At 58.6% G+C, this 20,496-nt stretch carries 16 protein-coding genes; 4 read left to right on the top strand and 12 right to left on the bottom strand.

The annotated features are described in order from the left end of the window. Nucleotides 1-631 (top strand): FG-GAP repeat protein (locus tag ACNKH3_RS04630; RefSeq protein ID WP_417916147.1); only part of this gene is annotated, 631 nt, incomplete at its 5' end. Nucleotides 632-671: 40 nt separating this feature from the next. Here ACNKH3_RS04630 and ACNKH3_RS04625 read toward each other — a convergent pair. Both ACNKH3_RS04625 and ACNKH3_RS04620 read right to left on the bottom strand, forming a co-directional pair. Next, entirely contained in the window at nt 672-2,603 is a 1,932-nt protein-coding gene (locus ACNKH3_RS04625; RefSeq protein ID WP_417916146.1) for an aconitate hydratase, read from the bottom strand. Between the two features lie 173 nt (nt 2,604-2,776). Continuing rightward, entirely contained in the window at nt 2,777-5,722 is a 2,946-nt protein-coding gene (locus ACNKH3_RS04620; protein ID WP_417916125.1) for a fibronectin type III domain-containing protein, read from the bottom strand. A 160-nt stretch (nt 5,723-5,882) separates the two neighbouring features. Between ACNKH3_RS04620 and ACNKH3_RS04615 the strand changes: the two genes are divergently transcribed. Then, nucleotides 5,883-6,158, top strand: a complete 276-nt coding sequence (locus ACNKH3_RS04615) for a hypothetical protein (RefSeq protein ID WP_417916124.1) — start codon at nt 5,883-5,885, stop codon at nt 6,156-6,158. A gap of 52 nt (nt 6,159-6,210) precedes the next feature. Here ACNKH3_RS04615 and ACNKH3_RS04610 read toward each other — a convergent pair whose 3' ends face one another. From ACNKH3_RS04610 to mtnA, 3 genes are all read right to left on the bottom strand, one after another. Next, nucleotides 6,211-7,410, bottom strand: coding sequence for a phosphoglycerate dehydrogenase (locus ACNKH3_RS04610; protein ID WP_420208404.1), 1,200 nt, complete (start codon nt 7,408-7,410; stop codon nt 6,211-6,213). A gap of 4 nt (nt 7,411-7,414) precedes the next feature. After that, nucleotides 7,415-8,047, bottom strand: coding sequence for a M23 family metallopeptidase (locus ACNKH3_RS04605; protein WP_420208403.1), 633 nt, complete (start codon nt 8,045-8,047; stop codon nt 7,415-7,417). A 75-nt stretch (nt 8,048-8,122) separates the two neighbouring features. Beyond that, nucleotides 8,123-9,208: an S-methyl-5-thioribose-1-phosphate isomerase gene (mtnA, locus tag ACNKH3_RS04600; RefSeq protein ID WP_417916470.1), complete on the bottom strand. Its 1,086-nt coding sequence runs from the start codon at nt 9,206-9,208 to the stop codon at nt 8,123-8,125. 168 nt (nt 9,209-9,376) lie between these two features. Here mtnA and ACNKH3_RS04595 point away from each other — a divergent pair, with 168 nt between their 5' ends. Both ACNKH3_RS04595 and ACNKH3_RS04590 read left to right on the top strand, forming a co-directional pair. Next, a complete protein-coding gene (locus ACNKH3_RS04595; RefSeq protein ID WP_417916471.1) occupies nt 9,377-10,756 on the top strand; it encodes an FAD-binding oxidoreductase in 1,380 nt (459 codons plus the stop codon). A gap of 65 nt (nt 10,757-10,821) precedes the next feature. Next, complete coding sequence (locus ACNKH3_RS04590) at nt 10,822-11,160, top strand: Kazal-type serine protease inhibitor family protein (RefSeq protein ID WP_417916472.1); 339 nt, start codon at nt 10,822-10,824, stop codon at nt 11,158-11,160. A gap of 42 nt (nt 11,161-11,202) precedes the next feature. Here the strand turns inward: ACNKH3_RS04590 and ACNKH3_RS04585 are convergent, their stop codons facing one another. The 7 genes from ACNKH3_RS04585 to htpG form a co-directional block, all read right to left on the bottom strand. Further along, nucleotides 11,203-11,481: an addiction module antidote protein gene (locus ACNKH3_RS04585; protein WP_417916473.1), complete on the bottom strand. Its 279-nt coding sequence runs from the start codon at nt 11,479-11,481 to the stop codon at nt 11,203-11,205. A 3-nt stretch (nt 11,482-11,484) separates the two neighbouring features. Further along, the gene (locus tag ACNKH3_RS04580; protein ID WP_417916474.1) at nt 11,485-11,784 is read right to left on the bottom strand and encodes a type II toxin-antitoxin system RelE/ParE family toxin; all 300 of its coding nucleotides are present in this window, start codon (nt 11,782-11,784) and stop codon (nt 11,485-11,487) included. 129 nt (nt 11,785-11,913) lie between these two features. Next, on the bottom strand, nt 11,914-14,226 hold the full coding sequence (locus tag ACNKH3_RS04575) for an NB-ARC domain-containing protein (RefSeq protein ID WP_417916475.1): 2,313 nt from the start codon (nt 14,224-14,226) through the stop codon (nt 11,914-11,916). After that, nucleotides 14,223-15,809, bottom strand: a complete 1,587-nt coding sequence (locus ACNKH3_RS04570; RefSeq protein ID WP_417916476.1) for a peptide chain release factor 3 — start codon at nt 15,807-15,809, stop codon at nt 14,223-14,225. Before ACNKH3_RS04570 ends, ACNKH3_RS04575 begins: the two co-directional genes overlap by 4 nt. 122 nt (nt 15,810-15,931) lie before the next feature. Next, entirely contained in the window at nt 15,932-16,918 is a 987-nt protein-coding gene (locus ACNKH3_RS04565) for a glycosyltransferase (RefSeq protein WP_420208402.1), read from the bottom strand. After that, nucleotides 16,911-18,401, bottom strand: coding sequence for a B12-binding domain-containing radical SAM protein (locus ACNKH3_RS04560; protein ID WP_420208401.1), 1,491 nt, complete (start codon nt 18,399-18,401; stop codon nt 16,911-16,913). The genes ACNKH3_RS04565 and ACNKH3_RS04560 overlap by 8 nt, the downstream gene beginning before the upstream one ends. Before the next feature lie 137 nt (nt 18,402-18,538). Continuing rightward, the gene (htpG, locus tag ACNKH3_RS04555) at nt 18,539-20,419 is read right to left on the bottom strand and encodes a molecular chaperone HtpG (protein WP_420208400.1); all 1,881 of its coding nucleotides are present in this window, start codon (nt 20,417-20,419) and stop codon (nt 18,539-18,541) included. Between the last annotated feature and the right edge of the window lie 77 nt (nt 20,420-20,496).

The raw sequence follows: 20,496 nt of genomic DNA, 5'->3' as shown, positions 1-20,496 counted from the left end.
TGGTGGGGATGACGACAAAGGAGCTGATTCCGGCTCTGCCTATGTCTTGACTTGGACGGGGATCGTCAAACTGCTCGCCAGTGACGGTGCTTCTGGCGATGGGTTCGGCAGCAGTGTGGCACTGGCCGGTGACACGGCAGTGATCGGAGCTTATGGTGATGACGACACAGGCATTGATTCCGGCTCTGTTTATGTCTTTGGCCGGGCGGCGGACGGCACATGGAGCCAGCAGGCCAAGCTGACCGCCGCTGACGGGGCAGCTAACGACAATTTTGGCTACAGCGTGGCTGTGGACGGAGATACAGCGGTCATCGGAGCTATGTACGATGACGACAAGGGCACCAATTCCGGCTCGGCGTATGTGTTCACTGCTGCCGTCCCCACCGGCGTGAACGACATAGACGATGATCTCGTCTTTGACCTGCACGACAACTGCCCGTACATCTACAACCCTGACCAGCAGGACACAGACGGCGACGGCGTGGGCGACGCCTGCGACAATTGCCCGCAGGCCGCCAACTTCAATCAGCAGGACAGCGACGCTGACGGCAAAGGCGATGCCTGCTGCCCCGCCGCAGCGACTGGTGGCATGAACTTAGCCCCGGTGTACATGCTGTTGCTGAAGCGGTGATAGGCAACTGGGCAGGTGCGGAACCTGCCCGTGAACTTTCCTACCTCGCCCAGTTCAGCAAGCCACCCGCAGCAATAATCTCCCGGTGCCGCCGGGACAGTTCGCAGCGCGCCTGCACTGTTCTGCCGCCGATCTCCACAGCCAGCGTCTCCGCGCCGCCGAGGATGGCCGCGCGGATGCCGGGGATGACAACTTCCGCGCCCTGCTCAATGCGGTCGTAGTCGTCGGGATCAGCAAAGGTCAGCGGCACGATGCCGAAGTTGATCAGATTGGCCTTGTGGATGCGGGCAAAGCTCTTGACTAACTTCACCTCCACGCCGAGATAACGCGGGGCCAGAGCGGCGTGCTCGCGGCTGGAGCCTTGGCCGTAGTTGTCGCCGCCGATCACCGCGCCGGCAAAACCCTCGGCTGAAGTTGCCTGCATGTCGCGGGCAAAGCTGTCCGTGATCTGCGAGAAGACATATTCGCTGATCGCCGGGATGTTGCTGCGCAGGGGCAGAATCTTGGCTCCGGCAGGCATGATGTGGTCAGTGGTGATGTTGTCGGCCAGCTTGAGCACGACCTTGCCCTTCCACGTCTCCGGCAGCGGCGCAAATGTTGGGAACGGCGCGATGTTCGGCCCGCGCACGATCTCCACCTTCGCGCTCTCCGCCTCAGGCAGAGGCCGCTCAATGCGCTCGTCGCCGGGCAGATAGCTCTCCGGCAGAGTGAAGGCCGGATACTCGCCCAAGTCGCGCGGATCGGTGATCACGCCTTTGATGGCCGAGGCCGCCGCCACTTCCGGGCTGCACAGATAGACGAGGTCGCCCTTGTTGCCGGAACGTCCGGGGAAATTGCGCGAGAAGGTGCGCAGGGAGATCATGCCGGTGGGCGGTGCCTGGCCCATGCCGATGCAGCCCAAGCAGCCGGACTGATGAATCCGCGCCCCGGCTTGCAGCAGAGGCAGCACGCCGCCCTGCGCGGTGAGATTCTCAAGGGCTTGGCGGCTGCCGGGATTGATCTCAAAGCTGACATCGTTATGCACCGAACGGCCTGCCATGATCTTCGAGACCGCAGTCAGGTCGCGCAGCGAGGAGTTGGTGCAGGAGCCGACCAGCACCTGCGCCACCGGACGGCCCGCCACTTCGGCTACCTTGACCACGTTGTCCGGCGAAGAGGGACAGGCGATCATCGGCTCCAGCGCGGAGAGGTCGATCTCCAGCACCTTGTCGTATTCCGCATCCGCGTCCGCGCTCAATTCGCGCCACTGCTCCTCGCGGCCCTGCGCGGCAAAGTATTTGCGTGTTTGCTCGTCCGAGGGAAAAACTGAAGTTGTCGCGCCCAGCTCCGCGCCAAAGTTGGTGATCGTCGCCCGATCGGTGAGGCTCAGTGTTGCCACGCCCGGCCCGAAATACTCCATGATGTAGCCCACGCCGCCCTTGACCGTGAGCTGACGCAGCACCTCCAAGAGCACGTCGCGGGCCGCCACCCAAGGCCGCAGTTTGCCAGTCAGCTTGATGCCGTAAATCTTCGGCATAATCATGTAGAAGGGCTTGCCCGCCATGGCCATCGCCACATCAAGCCCGCCCGCGCCAATGGCCAGCATTCCCAAGCCGCCGCCGGTGGGCGTGTGCGAGTCCGAGCCGAGCAGCGTCTTGCCCGGAATGCCGAAGCGTTCCAGATGCACCTGATGGCAGATGCCGTTGCCCGGCGGCGAGTAGTGCAGGCCGAACTTGCGGGCCGCGCCTTGCAGGAAGATGTGGTCGTCGGCGTTCTTGTAATCCGATTGCAGCATGTTGTGATCCACGTAGCTGACCGACAGCTCGGTGCGCACACGCGGAATGCCGATGGCCTCGAACTCCAGATACGCCATCGTCCCGGTTGCGTCTTGGGTCAGAGTCTGATCGATGCGGATGCCGATCTCCTCGCCCTTCTTCAGCTCGCCTTCAACGACATGCGCGGCGATGATTTTTTCTGCGACGGTTTGTCCCATGTTTTCTCCTTATATTTCTGCGTGATGATCTGCGGTTGTCTCAGCACTGCGGCCCTTGCTGGCTGGGCATTGAGCTTAACGGGATATGGCCGCGCCTTCAACCTGAAAAAACGCCAATAAAAAAAGCCCCCGGAAAACCGGAGGCTTCAGAATCTCAGGTCAGCGGCGGTCAGTTATGCAACCCTGACGCTCCGCACCGTCACGCTGCCGGTGGCGGCGATGGTGCGGATGGCGTACATCCTGTCCGCCGTGCAGCTGATGCTGATCTGCGCAGTGGAGGCAGCGGCCCCGCCGGTGCTGGGCAGGTTGAAGGTGCCGACAGCATTGCCTGCAAATTCAATGACCAGCGTTGCCGGTGCAGTGGTGCTGTACTCCACCTGCACGTTGAAAGTGCCGTTGGTCGTTGTTCTGAAAACGTAGGAGGAGGCGTAGAATCGGTCCCATTCCATTGTGTTGGCGACCAGCGTATGAGCACCCGTGCTGCCGAGCGCAGGCCAGGGGCAGTCAAAGGCCGCGCCGGGCCGGGTGAAGGGCACGACTGCGCCTCTGCTGCACGGCTCTGCCGGACGGTTCGCCACAGCCCGGACAGCATCGTACTGCGGCGAGTTGGCCGGATTGTCCATGTTGATGACACCCCAGTAGTTCTCGTTGCTGTCCTGCCACGAGGCCAGCACGAGGAAGCAGAAGAGATCGCCCTCCAGCGCGCTGCACGCGTTGATGTGCTCCACGGTTTCGGCGTTCATGCGCGGATCCAAGTGGGTCTGGCGCATGATCGTCGCGTCGTTGTTCTCGTAGGTCGGATGCGCGTCAGCCTCATAGAGGACATAGGCCAAGCCGTAGGTCTTGGCAAAGGCCATGTCGTTGTAGAGTATGTCCTGATAGACAGCCGGATTCCAGCCGCCGTTGTTCCAGAGAGTGCTGCTGCTCACCGTGGTTCTGCCGTCGGTGTACCAGTAGGCGCTGCCGCCGCCGCCGTAGATGTAGTAGTTGACCGGGTGCGGATCGCTCCAGCCGGAGCGGCTGTCGCGCCGGTTGTAGTAGCGGTCAATGAAGCTCAGGGTGCGGTTGGTGATGTCGCCGTAGTTCTGCTGCCAGCAGAGCACCGGGCGGACGCGGCTCATCATCTCGCCGCCGAAGACCGAGCGGAAGATGATGCTGATCTGCACGGTGCGCATCGCCTTGAAGCGGTACAGCAGGGTGATCTCATCGTTGTCGCCGTCGAAGTTGAGCGGCGCGCCGAAGTTCCTCGCCCGGTCGCGCACCCAAGGAGTCTGCGTGTATGGCCCGCCCCAGTTCCAAATTTCGTTGGAATATTCAACATAGAGCTTCAAGCCTGGATTGAGCGGCGGCACCACCGGATTTGCCTGCGGCGCGGTGTACGGCTCGTTGCCGTCGCTGCCGTAGCGGAACATCAGGGCCAGATTGCGGATGTAGGTGTCATCCGCCTGATGCGGGATGCAGATCCACGCGTCCTTGTTGGCCGCGTTGGCCATGACGATCACGCTTTCCCAGTTCGCCTTGCCATTGCCGGAGGCGATGCTGGCGCGGCTCCAGCGGATGCGGTGGCCCCACGTTGTCTCGGCGCTGCCGTCATTGGTGTGCGTCCAGCCCATATAGCGAATGCAGCTGAACGGAGCCAGCCGGTCGAGATATTCTCTGGTGATGACCGTGGTCGGCGGATACGGAGTCGCGCTTCCGGGCGCGGAAGGACGCATCAGGCGGACATTGGTCACGCCGGTGTTTGCCGCGCTGGCGGCGGTGCGCCGGGTGCTGCTGAAGCGGATGAAGAGCTGTTCGTTGTTCCGGTCGGTAATGATCAGATCCGCAGTTGTCGTGTTGTTCGCCGAGTTGTAGGACTGATTGGCAAAGGACGCATCACCGCTGGACAGCGTGGCTTGGCCGTTGAAGGTCAGGCGGTAGGTGCCGTGATTGGCTCCTGTCCGCAGACCGTGATAAACCAGACAAATCGCGTCCGTGGTCGGCCAGCCGCTGGCATCTCGCGGCGCGTCGTCAGCTCCGGCCCCGCTGCCGATCCGGTCCCAAGAGCGGTGCACCCGCATCGCGTCGGCAAAGGGCTTGTCGATGTTGTAGTCAATGTTCAGGTGGGTGTTCATGCCGATACCCTTGGTGCGCGACGTTGTCCGGTTCGGAATCGTCACGCTCAGGGCCGTGCTGGCAGGAGAGATGTTGCCAGCCGCGTCCACAGCCCGCACGGTGATGGAGTAAGTTCCGGCGGCAAGAGAACCGAGAGAATGCGAGCTGGTGTTCGCCGTGCCAATCTGACTGCTGCCGGAGAAAATTCTGTACTCCGTCACGCCGACATTGTCAGTAGAAGCCGTCCAAGTCAGCGTCAATGTGCTGGCATTGAAAGCGAGATTGCTCGGCACCGTGGGCGGGGTCACATCTTGGCCGGGAGGCGTGGTGACGCTTATCGGCCCACTGCTGCCGGAAACATTGCCTGCCGCGTCTCTGGCCCGCACGGTGACGGAATAGTTCGTGCTGGGAGCAAGGCCGGTGGTGATGTTCAGCGACGTTGCCGGGTGATTGACCGTGCCGCGTGACGCGCCGTTGACCAGCACTTCATAGCTGACCACGCCGACATTGTCGGTCGAGGCTGTCCAGCTGACGGTAAGGCTTGTTGAAGTGATGTTGGACGATCTCAGGTTCGTTGGCACCGTGGGGGCTTGAGTGTCTGCGCCAGATGCCGTGGTGACGCGCAAGGCCGCGCTGGGCTGGGAGAAGTTGCCAGCAGCATCCCGCGCCCGCACAGTCATGGAATATGTGGTGCTGGCAGCCAGTCCGGCGACATTCAACGAGTTGCCCGTCGGCGTGCCGATGCGGGTTCCATTTCGGAACACTTCATAACCGGTCACGCCGACATTGTCGGTCGAGGCCGTCCAGTTCAGGGTGAAGCTGTTTGCAGTGACATTGGCCGCGCTCAGTCCGCCGGGAACGCTGGGGGCTTGGGTGTCAGGAGTAACTGTGCCGACATTGCGGACCTCGCCGGTGACGATCAAATCCAGCTCATTTACATTGACCTGCCGCTCGCCGATGCCGACCGATTCCCATTCATTATCACGACCGTAAATGTAGAGCCGGAATTCAACCGGGCTGGTCACGCCGCTGATGGTGCCGGTGATAATGGGAATAGAAGTTAAGGGGAGGAAAATCCCTGTTGCTTGGAATGTTTTTATTACATTCCCGGCAACGAAAGTCTTCCTGCTTGAAAACAAAGCAAAATTCCTCCGCACGTTTTGACTTGCAGGGCGAATCTCAACTTTGTTTATAGTGATGCTCTTGCCGCTTTGTGGCGTTATCGTGAAAGAAATGTATTCGTTGTCGGCAATGGCCTCGTTCAACGTTTTTTTCGTCTGCTTTCTGCCGACAAGTCCGTTTCTTAAATCATTAACTGCAAGAAGTCCGTTGCCTATTGCTGTCGCTCCAGAAACACCTGCCGCAGTTGTTGTAGCAGGAACAACCGTCTGCCCGCCCCTTCCCCTGAAATCCCATCCGCACAATATAGCCATGATCAGTCACCCTGTTTCTTTTTTGTGAAATTGCCAAGATAGGCGCACTAAATTCATTAAACAGGGTGATTTTTTCTTTGTCAAGGAAGACCGGAGCTGCTGTTCAGCGGGATGATCCGCACCCGGATAACCCCGTCCGCCGCCTCGATTTCCCGGCGAACCTCCGGCGAGACCGGCGTTTGCGTGTCAATAATGTTGTAGCCGATGGTGCCGTTGCTTTTGTTGGTGTAGCTGGCGATGTTGATGCCGTGCTTGCCGAGGATGTTGCTCGCCAGGCCGATCATGCCCGGCACGTCGCGGTTGATCATGATCAGACGGGCGCAGCTCCCGGCAGCGGGAATGCTCTCGGCATTGGGAAAGTTGACGCTGTGCGTGACCGTGCCGTATTGCAGATAATTCTTCAGCTCCTGCACCGCCATCGCCGTGCAGTGCTCCTCCGATTCCGAGGTGGATGCGCCGAGATGCGGCGTGAACAGCACCTTGTCATGGCCGAGCAGCTGTTCGGTCGGAAAGTCAGAAAGATAGGCCGCCAAATGGCCGGAATCCAGCGCGGCCCGCACCGCCTCGTCATCGGCAATCGGCCCCCGCGCATAGTTGAGCAGCACCGCGCCTTTTTTCATCCCGGCCAGAAACTCGGCGTTGACTAACCCGGCGGTGGCCTTGTTCAGCGGCACATGCAACGAGAGGTAGTCGGCCTGCGCCAGCACCTCCTGCCGCGACTGAGCCAGCCGCACGTCCGGCAGCAGGCGGTGGATGTTCTCCAGCACCGGGTAAGGATCGTAGCCGATCACCCGCATGTTGTGGTGAATGCCGAGATTGGCGGCCCGCACGCCGATCTGGCCGAGGCCGATGATGCCGAGCGTCTTGTCGGCCAGCTCCTGCCCACGGAACATCTTCTTGCGGGCCTCGATCTCGGCGTTGAGCTGCGCCCCGGCAAAGCCGCTCAGGCCTTGGCAGAAGTCCAGCCCCTGCGGCACATGGCGCAGCCAGATGCCGAGCATGGTGAAGACTAACTCCACCACCGCGTTGGCGTTCGCGCCCGGCGTGTTGAAGACGCAGATGCCTTTTTCCGTGGCCTCGTCGAGGGGGATGTTGTTCACTCCAGCACCAGCTCTGGCAATCGCCTCCAGCTCAGGGAATTCCGCCAGCTTGACCGGCGAGCTGCGCACCAAGAGGCCATGCGCCTTGGCGCGGTTCTCCTCAATGCGGAAATTCGGGCCGAACAGGGCGAGGCCTTCGGCGGAGAGGGTGTTGAGGATGTGGACAGGATAGATGCGCATCAGCTTATCGTGCAAAGAATTCACCGCTGCCGCCCAGCTCCAGGCGGCTGCGCGGCTCCAGTTCAGTCGGCTCGGCAACAAAGAATTTCTGCTGCTGATCCGGTCTGCTGCCCGCCGGGCCATTGGAGACAAAGAACATTCCATTGCCGTAGGGATTGACCGGCGGCACAACGATGCTGCCGGACAGCTCCAGCCAGCCGCGCGAGCTTTCGATGTGCAGATGCGGCTTCCAGCCGCCGGTGCCGCCGATCTCGGCAATCTGCTGCCCTGCCCGCACCGCGCCGACAGCCCAGATGTTCTTCAGATGGGCGAGGAAAAGCCGCTCCGTGCCTGCGAGGTTCCGCCATTCAAGGGACCAGCCCCAAGCGTCGGTGTTGCGGTGGATAATGCGCACTGTCCCGTCTTCCGGGGCAAAGAGCGGCATTCCCTCGTCATCGTGGCTGTTGATGCCGATATTGATGTCCACGACCTGCTCCGGGCGGCAGCCGTAGTAGCTGGAATGGGTGCCGAAATGAGGATGCTGGATGTAGGTCGCGGCCTGATAGACCGTGCCGTTCGCCAGCACATGGCCTTGAGTGGCCTGCGCGGAGCAAGGCCAAACTGTCAGCAGGAGAGCGGAAAGAAGCAGACGGAACATCAAAGTTGGAGAGGGCTGTTTTCGGCGGTCATTGAACAATGGTTGCATTCAATGTCGCACGAAAGAGACTCGCTGTCAAGAATGCTCCGGGAACAGGCTTCGCAGACCTTCCCTGCTGGCGGCGCAGATGCCGCGCTCGGTGATCAGACCGGTGACGAGCCGGGCCGGAGTCACGTCAAAGGCCGGATTGGCCGCCCGCGTCTGCTCCGGGGCGATGCGCACCCGCCGCGCTTGGCCGTCCTCAGTCAAGCCGGAGACAAAGAGCACTTCGTCCTCGTTCCGCTCCTCAATCGGGATGGCCATGCCGTCGTCCAGCGTCCAGTCAATTGTGGAGCCAGGCAGGGCCACGTAGAAAGGAACGCTGTTGTCCGCCGCCGCAAGTGCCTTCAGGTAGGTGCCGATTTTATTGCAGACATCGCCGCAGGCGGTAGTGCGGTCTGTGCCGACGATGCAGAGATCAACCTGGCCCTGCCGCATGAGCCAGCCGCCGCTGTTGTCGGCGATGAGGCGGTGCTCAATGCCTGCCGAGGCCAGCTCCCAGGCGGTGAGCTGCGCGCCCTGATTGCGGGGCCGGGTCTCGTCCACCCAAACATGCAGGGGAATTCCCGCCTGCTGGGCCTTGAAGACCGGCGCAAGGGCGGTGCCCCAGTCCACGGTTGCCAGCCAGCCTGCGTTGCAGTGGGTGAGGATCTTCACTGGCTGGCCGGTGCGCCGGTATTGCTCCTCAATCAGGCGCAGGCCGTGCTGGCCGATGGCCTCATTGACCTGCACATCCTCCTCGCAGACAGCCGCCGCCTCGCTGCGGGCCGCGTCAGTCCGCTGCTCAGGCATCAGCGGGGACAAAACGTGCCGCATCCGCTCGACCGCCCAGCGCAGGTTCACGGCTGTGGGCCGCGCTTGCAGCAGCCGGACACAGACAGCCTCCAGCCCGGCATCGGAGCTGTCCGCCAGCAGGCCGAGAAATATGCCCCAAGCCGCCGCTGCGCCGATCAGCGGCGCGCCGCGCACCAGCATGGCCCGGATGGCATGGGCCGCGTCCTCCGCCGTGCGCAGGCGGACGGTTGCAAAAAGGTGCGGCAGCTTGGTCTGATCAATGATGCCGACGCTGCGCTGGTCAGATTCCAGCCAGATGGTGCGCCAAGGTTGTCCGTTGATGTGCATGATGCGCTCCTCAAGGTTGCAGGCTGACAGATGATCTCTGCTCTACCAAAAATCGCGGCGGAGGCAAAGCCTGTTCACAAGGCCGCGCCCGCAATTTCCTTGGAAGACCACTCCCCAGCCTGTCGGCAATGTGCTATAGTGCTGCTGAACGTTTTCATTTTTCTGCGCATGGACAAACACACCCTCAAAGAGCTGCGGCGCATTCTCGGCCCGGACAGCCTGCTGACAAGCTGGGAAGACCGCGCCTGCTACAGCTACGACGCGACTGGCCAGAGCTTTCTGCCGGATGCCGCCGCGCTGCCGGAAACAGCGGAGCAGGTCGCGGCAATCCTGCGGTTAGCCAACGAGTGCCGCTTTCCGGTCATCCCGCGCGGCGCGGGCAGCGGCGTGACCGGCGGCTCGTTGCCGGTGGCGGGCGGCCTCGTGCTCGTCTTCAGCCGCATGAATCGGATTCTGGAGATTGATGCCGCCAACATGATCGCCGTGGTTGAGCCGGGCCTGATCACCGGCGAGCTGCAAGCGGCTTTGAAAAAGCGCGGTCTGATGTATCCGCCCGATCCGGCCAGCCTCAAATTTTGCTCCATCGGCGGCAACGCGGCGGAATGCGCGGGCGGCCCCAGCGCGGTCAAGTACGGCGTGACCCGCGACTATATCATCGGCCTAGAGGCGGTCTTGCCCACGGGCGAGATCATCAAAACCGGCGTGCGCACGGAAAAAGGCGTGGTCGGCTACGACCTGACCCGGCTGCTGATCGGCTCGGAAGGGACGCTGGCCGTCTTCACCAAGCTCATCCTGCGCCTGCTGCCGCTGGCCGAGAGCAAAGCCACCTTTCTCCTCACCTTCCCCGATTTGGCTGAAGCGACCAAGTTAGTGGCGGAAATCCTCGCTGCCGGACTGCTGCCCTGCACATTGGAATACATGGACAAAACCGCCATCGCCGCTGTGCGCGACCGGCTCAAGCGGTCGCTGCCGCAAGGGACGGCGGCCCTGCTTTTGGTGGAGTTCGACGGCGGCAAGGAGGAGGTAAATCAGCAGGCGGAACGCTTTGCCGCCTTTGTTGCGGAAAAGGGCAGCTGCGTCCTCCGGCAGGCAGCGGACGAGCAGGAGACGGCGGAGCTGTGGCTGGCCCGGCGTTCGATCTCGCCTGCTGTGCTTTCGCTCAGGCCGCACAAAATCGCCGAAGACGTGGTGGTGCCACGCTCAAAGATTCCTGATCTGGTCGCCTTCACCGAGCGGCTGGCCGTTGAGCTGAAGCTGCTCATCCTCACCTTTGGCCACGCGGGCGACGGCAACATCCACGTCAACATCATGCTCGACAAGAGCCAGCCTGACGAGTGCCGCAGCGGCCTTGAGGCCAAAGAGCGGCTCTTCCGCTTTGTCCTCAGCCTCGGCGGCACGCTCTCCGGCGAGCACGGCATCGGCATCACCAAATCCGCCTTTCTGCCGCTGGAGATTGACCCGGCCAGCCTCCAGCTCATGCGCAGGCTGAAGCAGCTTTTTGATCCCAACGGCATTCTTAATCCGGGAAAAATTTTCTCAGCGGGTTGAAGTGGCCCCATGTTTTTTCAGCTGGACATAGTGTCCGGCTTTTAACAAGCAGCAGGGAGACTCTTATGAAACGGTTCGTCCTCTTTTCCATCAGCGGCGCGGCCATGCTCCTTTTGGCCGGATGCCCCAAATTCGGCCCGAAACCTGAGACTCCGCCGAACGGCGTGTGCGGCGGCCTCCTCAATGTCCTTTGTCCGGCGGATCAATACTGCCAATACGGCCCTGATGCCAACTGCGGCATAGCGGACATGACCGGCATCTGTCAGCCGAAGCCGGAAGTTTGCACGCGAGAGTACAATCCGGTCTGCGGCTGCGACGGCAAAACCTACGGCAACGCCTGCACGGCGGCGGCAGCCGGGGTTTCCGTGAAGCATCAAGGCGAGTGCGGATCGCCGAAGCAGTAAAGCAAGCGGGCAAGGGCAGGTGTTGCGCCTGCCTTTGTTTGGCTATACCACGGCCAATTTGCAGCCAAGGGCTTTGGTGACCTTGCTGATGGTTGAGAACTTCGGATTGCCGTTTTCAGCAAGCGATTTGTACAGGCTTGCGCGGGAAATGCCCGCTTTTTTCGCGACTTCCGTCATACCCATTGCTCTGGCCGCCGTGTTCAAGGCGTGAATGAAATCGGCTTCGTCGCCGTCGGCAGCGACCTCTTGCAGGAACATGCGGATTTCTTCAGCGGTGTTCAGGTGTTCGGCGATGTCGAACGGTTTTGTTTGCAGGGCCATAGTTCATTTCTCCAATTCGTCAATCAGCCTGCTGGCGGCTTCTATATCTTTGCTCTGAGTGGACTTGTCGCCGCCGACAAGCAGCAGCACTATTTGATTCTGCCGCACGGTGTAATAAATCCGCAGGCCGGAGGCAAAGAAGAAGCGCAGTTCAAACAGATTTGCGCTCAGTTGCTTGAAATCTCCAAAGCTGCCGTTTTCAACCCGGACAAATCGGGCTAAAACTCTTGTTCTGACTGCCGGGTCTTTCAGCTTGGCAAACCATTTGTCAAACTGCTTGGTGCTTTGGAGGGTGTATTGCATAATTAAGTGTATCTTGCAGGATACAAAAAAGCAAGGATGCGGCAGCAGTCTGTGAAAAGAGGAGTTGCTGCGGTTTCAGTCTGTCTTCGGCGGTCTTAGCAGGAATAGAAAGTCGTTCAGTCTTGTGTATTATTGACCTGTTAGAGCCTTTTTAAGAAAGGGTATATCTGGAAACTGTTTAAGCAGCAATTCCTTCTTTTCGGAAGGGAGCTGGCCAAGCAACTCTTTAAGTGGGTTTAATTGTAATCGAATATTTTTTATGACTTCACCTTCAGCAATAATTTTATTGAAAGTTTCCTTGTCAATATCCCCGTTAAAACCAGTTGTTCTTGAGAAGATTTCATAATAATCACCGTCTGCTAACTCAAGGGAATCTTTAATCGGAGAAAGAAATGCTATGATATGATCAAGGACATTACTGGTCATCAAATCTGCTGTTATCTCTTTAACAAGCTCAACTTCTACACGAGCTTTTACTGCATTATTCCACCAGTTTTTCTGAAAATAGAATGAATCTTTATTGGAAATCGTATGCCATCCGCTAGGATACTTCGCCTTGTACGCCTCCAGCAATTGCCTGTGCAGTGCAGCGACATCCTCCGTCTGACTGATGAGATAATCCCGGAGCAGGTCATGCAGCCGCAAAGAATCATTATCAACACGAGTGAGCAGCGAGGAATCCACCAGCGCATCAATTACATCCTGCGGCTCATCATCGCTGACAGCGCAATGCTCCCAATACAACACGATAGCTGATTCTTGAATATTCGCATCTTCAGGAAAAACAGCCAATGTTTTGTAATATTGCTGCTGCGCTTCCGGCAACGCCTCAACGCTGACCTGCAAGGCCCGGAACAGGTTCTCGTATTGATAGTCAAACTTGCAAGAAATCTTGTCGAGCTTCGCCTCCTGCAATTTGCGCAAAGCCAATTGCCAGCGGTCTGCTGGCTTGCCCTTCACCATGCTGCCGATGGCGGCCACAGCCAAGGGCAGATAGCCGCATTCTTTGACAATCTCCTTGGCTTCCTTCGGCAAAGCAGTCAAAGCGTAGCGGGAATACTGCGCCAGCATTGTCAAAGCCTGCTCCTCACTCAGTAGATCAATCCGCTTTCGTTCCATATCGAGCCGGTCCAGCACGTCAGCTTTCCGGCTGGTGAGCAGAAAACGGCAGTCTGTTCCGCTGAGGTCAAAGCACTTCAGATGCTTGCTGTCCCAGATGTCGTCAATGATGAATAAACAGAGTTTGCCTTGCAGGACTGAATTCAGCTTATGCCTGCTGAGATCAAGCGAGTTTTCCTGATTTTTATGGCCAAGCAAATTGAGGATGTTGTTCTGTTGGACAAGCAGCACGTCATTTTCAACCTTTTGGCCAAAGGTGAGCCAGAATATGCCGTCAGGAAAGGCGGCCTGCACTTCCTTATCATGGGCCAAGGCAGCTGCAAGAACGGATTTACCGAGGCCGCCCATACCCTGCACACCCACATGCGGTGCTCCGGTAAGACCAATAGACTCCTGCTGCAAGGCGGCGCGGAAATCATCAAGGTATTCAGGCCGCTCCAAGTAGTTCTGCGGAAGTTTTGGAACGTTGAAGAGCGTTCCGAGTTTGGCAGGGAATTTTTGAGAAGATGTTTCTTCCGGCGGCGGTGTAGTCCCGGCAGCATAAATGGTGACATTTCCGATAGTAATATTCCCACTCGCGGAAGAGATATTGCCGTTTCCAACAATATTCTGATCAATATCTACAGACTGATTGACCGCCGCTTTTTCTCGGCTAGTTTTATCCGTGCCGCCACCACCAGAAGGCGGGTTGCGAGAAAAGATGCGCTCAATCAATGCGGAAAAGCCTGTTTTCAGATGCTCCTCTTGAGTCGGGCTACACATATCGCCAATCAACGCGAGCAGATCATCAATAATCCGACGGAAATCGGCATAATCTCTGAGTTCATTATGAGATACGGCACTGAGGTTTTCTCTGGAAACAGAGCTGAGTTTGGCATTCAGCTTTTCAGTTTCTTCTTCCCAGAACTTGATATATGTAATACGGTCAGCAGCACGGTGAAATCTTGTTCCTTCCATCACAACTGGAAAGATTCTCTTTCTAAACTCTTTCCGGTTATTGAGATAAATCTCCCGCAGCTCATACATGCAGTTCGGAGATTTGAAATATTCCTCGCTCAAAACTAAGATGATCGCCCGGCCTGCGGCCAGCTCATCCATGTACGCCCTGATGGAATCGCCGTAATTGATTACATTGCTATCCCGCTTGACCTCGATGCCTTTCGCATCAAGCGCGGCCAGAAGCTCGTTAACTAGCGGATATTTCTTTTCCGCACCCCAGGAGTAGGAAACATAAACGCTTTTCTCCGCTGATATCATGATAATATCCTCTTTGTATCGAGATGTTCGCAGGAACGAAAATAATTTCGCTCCTGCGTTGCTCAATTATGTTCCCTTGTCTTATGAAATACAATCTCCGGGAACAGCTCGGCAGTGTGCTTGAGCCGCCACTGGCCGTCAGCGAGGAAGGCGAGATGACCTTCCGCGTCAAAGGCCAGATTGCCTTGGCATTTGGCCTCAAACGCCTTCAGCTTCTTCGGATCGTCGCAGCTCACCCAGCGGGCCAGATTGTAGTTGATGCCCTCGGAAATCGCCTCCACGCCGTACTCATCCTTGAGCCGCGCCATCGTCACCTCGAATTGCAGCACGCCCACCGCGCCGAGGATGTAGTCATTGCCAAGCACCGGACGGAAGACCTGCACCGCGCCTTCCTCGGCCATCTGCACCAAGCCCTTGGCGAGCTGCTTCATCTTGAGCGGATTCTTCAGGATCACCCGGCGGAAGTGCTCCGGGGCAAAGTTGGGGATGCCGGTGAACTTGAGCGGCTCACGGTCGGTGAAGGTGTCGCCGATCTTGATCGTGCCGTGGTTGTGAATGCCGATGATGTCGCCGGGATAGGCTTCATCGACATGCGAACGCTCCTGAGCCATGAAGACTGTGGCATTGCTCAGGTTGATCTCCTTGCCGATGCGGTGGTGCTTCACCTTCATCCCGCGCGTGAACTTGCCGGAGCAGATGCGGAAAAAGGCGATCCGGTCGCGGTGAGCCGGGTCCATGTTGGCCTGAATCTTGAAGGTGAAGCCGCTGAAGGCTTCCTCGTCCGGCGCGACCATCCGGCTGACTGTCTGACGCGGGCCAGGCGGCGGGGCCAGCTCAACAAAGTTGTCCAACAGCTCGCGCACGCCAAAGTTGTTGATCGCGCTGCCAAAGAAGACCGGAGTCTGCCCTGCCTTCAGATACTGCTCATACTCAAAGGCGTTGGCCGCGCCGTGCAGCAGTTCCACATCCTCCCGGAGTTGTTCGGCATCACGGCCAAGCAGCTCATCCAAGCGCGGATCATCCAAGCCCTTGACCACCACTCGATCTTCGGGCCGGGTGTCGCGGCTGGGCGTGAACAAATTCAGCTCGTTGCGGCGCAGGTCATAAACCCCTTTGAAGCCCTTGCCCATGCCGATGGGCCACGAAAGCGGCGCGCACTCAATCTGGAGCTTCTCCTCAATATCAGCAAGAATGTCGAATGGATTCAGGCCGTCCCGGTCGAGCTTGTTGATAAAGGTGATGATCGGCGTGTTGCGCATCCGGCAGACTTCCATCAGCTTGGTGGTCTGTGTTTCCACGCCCTTGGCCGAGTCAATCACCATCAAGGCGGAGTCAACGGCAGTGAGGACGCGGTAGGTGTCTTCGGAGAAGTCTTGGTGGCCGGGCGTGTCCAAGAGGTTGATCTCGAAGTCGCGGTAGTTGAACTTCATCACCGAGGTGGTGACGGAGATGCCGCGCTCCTGCTCTATTGCCATCCAGTCGCTGGTGGCGTGGCGGGCCGTCTTGCGCGACTTGACCGCGCCGGCCATGTTGATTGCCCCGCCGAAGAGGAGGAGCTTTTCCGTCAAGGTGGTCTTGCCTGCGTCCGGGTGGCTGATGATGCCGAAGGTGCGGCGTTTCTGGATTTCTTCCTGCAAATTGCTGCTCATGAGTGCTGCCTTCCTGCGGTTGAGGTTGAAGGATGTCGCAGCGCAGCTTATCAGGAAGGCGGGGGGAGGAAAATAAAAATGTGGCGGCACTGGGGCGGAAGCTCTTCCCCTGCTGAAATCTTTTATGCAGGAGACTCGAATTTCTGGCCTGCCATCAGCCGCGCCGCGCCCCAGAGCGCGCCGCTGCCGATGGCCGCGGCCCGCAGAGCGAGCAGAAGCGGCGAGAGCAGAGCTGCTGTCCGGTCGCTCTTGAAAACGGCGGCAGCAAAGGGAATGCTCAGGATAAGAAAGAAGAGCAGGGCGGCGGTGAAGGCTGCCGCGCCCTGCCACGGCAGGGCGATGAGGCCCGCGCCTGCGCCGAGCAGGGCGAGGATTTGCAGCTTCAGCGTCTGCGGGGTGTAGGAATCTTTGAGCATTTTGCCCGGAAAAAGCTGATAAACCATCATCCGCCAGTAGCCGCGCCCGAATTTGAGCCGGAAATAGCGGCGGACTGAATCCGGGTGGTTCAGGTGGCGCACGACGGCCTTGGGCGCAAAGACCATCCTGTGTCCGGCCTCGGCCATCCGGTAGGAAAATTCGGTGTCCTCGTTGTTCGCCTCCGGGAAGCGGGTGTCGAAGCCGCCCAGCTGCTGAAAAATATCCTTTCTGAAGCCGGCGGAATAAGTGTCCACCATGTCAATGCTGTCCCGCCGCGCCAGCATTCTGAAACGTTCCTCAAACTCCAGCTGGGCAAAACGGGCGACAAGGTTGGTCTGCTCAGTGCGGTAAGCACCCTTGACCGCCGCCACTTCAGGCCGTGCAAACGGCGCGGCCATCTCTTCCAGCCAGGTTGGATCCGGCACGCAGTCCGCGTCCGTGAAAAAAATCAGGCTGCCCTGTGCCAAAGCCGCGCCCTGATTGCGGGCCGCCGCCGGGCCTTGATTTGCCTGTGAGCAGCAGCGGACGGAAAACCGGCGGGCAATCTCGGCGGTGCTGTCGCTGGAGCCGTCATCCACCACGATCACCTCGAAGCGGTCGCGAGGGACTGTCTGCCGCTCCAAGGCCTCCAAGCAGAGAGGCAAGGTCTTTTCCGCGTTCCAAGCCGGGATAATGACAGACAATTCAGGCATGACTGCGCACCGCCTCTTTGTTCAGATCAGAGCCGAAAAGGAGATATTTGGCAAAGGTGCGGGCTGATTTGAGCGTCTTGCGCATCTCGCTGGGATGACGGAGCATCTGCCCGGCTTTGTAGAGCAGATAGCCAGGCCGCAGGTAGAATTTCTTCCGCGCATGGTCGCAGAAGGCCACCAGCTCTGCCGCTGTCAGATTTTCGCCCCGGATCACCGTGTTGTGCAGGCCGGACGGGGTCAGCCAGCGGGCGAAATCCTTGGTCGCGATCAGGCCGCGCTGCTCGTACCAGCTGTACGCCTCCGTGCCGGGATAGACCATGACCGGATACATCTGAATCGCGTCAGGCCGCAGCTTGATGGCGAATTCAAGCGTCTTTTCCATAGTCTCCATCGTCTCGCCGGGCAGGCCGACCATGAAACAGCCATGCACCAAGATGCCCGCCTGCTTCGCCGCCCGCATGAACTGCTCGGACTGCGCCAAGGTGATGCCCTTCCGCATGGCATCCAAAAGCTGCTGATTGCCGCTCTCGAAGCCCACGCAGAGGCAGCGGCAGCCCGCCTTCTTCATCGCCAGCATCGTTTCCAGATCAAGGTCAACCCGCGCGTTGGCTGTCCACGAAATGCGGATGCCCCGCCGGATGATCTCCTCGCAAATGGCGATGCAGCGGGCCTTTTGCGCCGGAAATGTGTCGTCCTCAAAGAAGACCGCCTTGACCTCCGGGAACTTGCTGACGATGTGTTCCAGCTCATCAACCACGTTGCCCACGCTGCGGACGCGCAGCCGGTGGCCCATCATGGTCTGCGGATAGACGCAGAAGAAGCAGCGGTGCGGGCAGCCCCGGCTGGTGGTGATCGTCACCATCGGGAAGAGGGCGTTGGGATTGAAATAATGCTCCGGCTGGAGGAAGCGTTTGTAGATCGAGCTGACAAAGGGAACGCTGTCCAAATCGTGCAGCGGCTCGCGGCTGCCGGTGTTAATGATCTGCTCGCCCTGCCGCAGCCACAATCCAGCAACTTTGCTGATGTCGCCGCCGGATTCAAGCGCGGCGGCCAGCTCCCGGATGGTGGCATCGTATTCGCCTTGAGCGACCGCATCCACGGCGGCGTTGAGACGCAGGCTTTCCGCAGGCAGGGCGGAAACATGCGTGCCGACCAGAACGATGAAGATGTCGCCGCCGTTCTCTTGCGCCGCCTTTTTCAGCGTTTCGCAGAACTGCGCATCGTTGCTGATGCTCGGCGTGCTGGTCTCCACCACGGCCAAACGGCTGCCGAGGGCTTTAACTCTGGCAACGACTGCCTCGCTTGACAAATCCGCCGCAGGCGCGTCAATCAGGTCAATTTCATGGCCGCCCGCCTCCGCATACCCGGCGGCAGTCGCCAGCCAGAGCGGATAATAGAGCGTGCCGCTTTTGGTCACAGCCGGGCTGCGCTGAGGCCGGGAAAAATGCTTCAGATAGGGCGGATTGATGAAGGATATTCGCATGGCAAGGTTGCGGAAAAGGAAAGACCACGGATTGCAAGGGGCGTTTCTTAAATTTTCAGAGCGGATGCGGCGAAAGGCGGGGTGTATTTTTCAGTCGCAGGGACGTTTTGAAACGCCCCTGCAAGGACGTGATGGCCTTATACCGCCATTCTTTCCATAATCCGGTAGCTTCTGCTGACCATCTGCTGCGGGTCGATCAGCAGACCAGCCTGAATCATGGCGTTGTCGTAGATCTGCTCGGCCAGCTCTTTGGCAAAATCCTGATCTTTGACGCGCAGATCAGCGACTTTTCTGATTAGCCCGCTGGCCGGATTGATCTCCATGTCCTTCTTGTTGCCCATCATCATCGGGTTGTCCTTGCCCCGGCCCTGGGCGGCCAGAATCCGCTCCATCGTCGAAGTCATGTGACCGTCCACATTGACAATCATGGCCGGGCTGTCAACTAAGCGGCTCGACGCTTTGACCTCCTGCACCTTGTCACCCAGCACTTCTTTCATCCATTTGCAGAGCGAAGTCTGCACTGCATCGGCGAGTTTTTCCTTGCCTGCGTCATCAGCCTTTTCCTGCTCGGTTTTATCCGTATTTTCCGGCAAACGAAGGTCGGCGCGGTCAGCAGAAAGTAGTTTTTTCTCATCGAATGTGCCGAGATGCGACAGCACAAAGTCGTCAATCGGCTCCAACGTGTAAATGATCTCGATGTTCCGCTTTTTGAACATCTCGACATATGGGCCGTTCTCAACCGCAGCCCGGCTGGGGCCGCTGATGTAGTACATCTCCTTCTGGCCTTCCTTCATCCGGCTAACATAGTCTTCCAGAGAGGTCATTTTGCCAGGCTCTGTTGCCGATGACTCAAAGCGGAGCAGTTTTGCCAGCTCGGATTGGTATTCATAATCCGAGGTAGCTCCCTCTTTAATGAAGAGGCCGAAGGTTTTCCAGAAGCCCTGATATTTCTCCGCGTCGTTTTTCGCTTCCTCCTCCATGAATTTGATGAAGCGTTTGGTGATGACTTTGCGGATTTTGGCGACAAGGGCATTGTCCTGGAGAGACTGGCGGGAGATGTTCAGCGGCAGATCTTCGGAATCCACCACGCCTTTGAGAAAACGCAGCCATTCCGGCAGGATGTTCTTGCTGTGCTGATCAATCAGCACCCGGCGGCAATACAGATTCACGCCCGGATCCATCCGGCCCAAGCCGATAGATTCAAAGTTATCCTTCGGCACAAAGAGGAGGGCGTTGATGGATAACGGACTGTCAGCAGAAAAATGATAGCGGTAGAGCGGCTTATCGTAAGCATTGCCCACGAATTTGTAGAACTCGGTGTACTCTTCGTCTTTGATTTCGCTTTTCGCCCGCGTCCAGATGGCTTCAACAGTGTTGACTTTCTTGCCTTCGACTTTGACCGGAAAAGGAATGAATGTGGAATACTGCTGGATGATCCGCTCGATGGTGAATTTTTGGCCGTAATCGTGCGCATCCTCCTTCAGCTCCATGACAATTTTCGTGCCGCGATGCAGGCCGTCGCAGGGACTGATGGTGTAGCTGCCGTTGCCGTCCGAGAACCATTCGTGGCCTTGGCTGCCGTCCCAGGAGCGGCTTTGCACTTTCACTGTCTTGGCGGCCATGAACGCCGAGTAGAAACCCACGCCGAACTTGCCGATCAGATTGACATCTTTCTTCGCGGTCTCGGCCAGCTCGGCGAGGAATTTGCCAGAGCCGGAATGGGCGATAGTGCCCAAGTTGGCCTCCAGCTCTGCGGCGGTCATGCCGATGCCGGTGTCGGTGATGGTCAGAATATGCTTTTTGTCATTGCAATCAATGCGGATTTCCAGCGGCACATGGGCATCAAATTCCGGCTTCTCAGTCAGCGAGACATGGCGGAATTTCTCCAGCGCGTCCGCAGCGTTGGAGACTAATTCGCGGACAAAAATGTCCCGCTCGGTGTAGAGCGAATTGATGACAATATCGAGCACCTTTCTGGTCTCGGCCTGAAATTCCTTCGTCTGAGCCTGTGCGGTCATGATCGGCATCCTCGTTGGCAGATGTTTTTTTACAGTATCTCTGTGGTGAGACAACGGATTGTGCCGCACACAATAAG

Origin of the sequence: Candidatus Electronema sp. JC (assembly GCF_048287365.2) — a bacterium.
In the GTDB taxonomy this organism is placed as follows: domain Bacteria; phylum Desulfobacterota; class Desulfobulbia; order Desulfobulbales; family Desulfobulbaceae; genus Electronema.
Note: the sequence above shows the minus strand (reverse complement) of the source record. Positions and strands in the feature narration are given on the sequence as shown.

Bases quoted from the DNA above. Each gene is read 5' to 3' on its own strand.
- ACNKH3_RS04610 (WP_420208404.1), bottom strand. From the start codon at position 7,410: ATGCGCATCTATCCTGTCCACATCCTCAACACCCTCTCCGCCGAAGGC.
- ACNKH3_RS04560 (WP_420208401.1), bottom strand. From the start codon at position 18,401: ATGCGAATATCCTTCATCAATCCGCCCTATCTGAAGCATTTTTCCCGG.
- ACNKH3_RS04570 (WP_417916476.1), bottom strand. From the start codon at position 15,809: ATGAGCAGCAATTTGCAGGAAGAAATCCAGAAACGCCGCACCTTCGGC.
- ACNKH3_RS04590 (WP_417916472.1), top strand. From the start codon at position 10,822: ATGAAACGGTTCGTCCTCTTTTCCATCAGCGGCGCGGCCATGCTCCTT.
- ACNKH3_RS04595 (WP_417916471.1), top strand. From the start codon at position 9,377: ATGGACAAACACACCCTCAAAGAGCTGCGGCGCATTCTCGGCCCGGAC.
- ACNKH3_RS04625 (WP_417916146.1), bottom strand. From the start codon at position 2,603: ATGGGACAAACCGTCGCAGAAAAAATCATCGCCGCGCATGTCGTTGAA.
- mtnA (WP_417916470.1), bottom strand. From the start codon at position 9,208: ATGCACATCAACGGACAACCTTGGCGCACCATCTGGCTGGAATCTGAC.
- ACNKH3_RS04585 (WP_417916473.1), bottom strand. From the start codon at position 11,481: ATGGCCCTGCAAACAAAACCGTTCGACATCGCCGAACACCTGAACACC.
- ACNKH3_RS04605 (WP_420208403.1), bottom strand. From the start codon at position 8,047: ATGTTCCGTCTGCTTCTTTCCGCTCTCCTGCTGACAGTTTGGCCTTGC.
- htpG (WP_420208400.1), bottom strand. From the start codon at position 20,419: ATGACCGCACAGGCTCAGACGAAGGAATTTCAGGCCGAGACCAGAAAG.
- ACNKH3_RS04580 (WP_417916474.1), bottom strand. From the start codon at position 11,784: ATGCAATACACCCTCCAAAGCACCAAGCAGTTTGACAAATGGTTTGCC.
- ACNKH3_RS04565 (WP_420208402.1), bottom strand. From the start codon at position 16,918: ATGCCTGAATTGTCTGTCATTATCCCGGCTTGGAACGCGGAAAAGACC.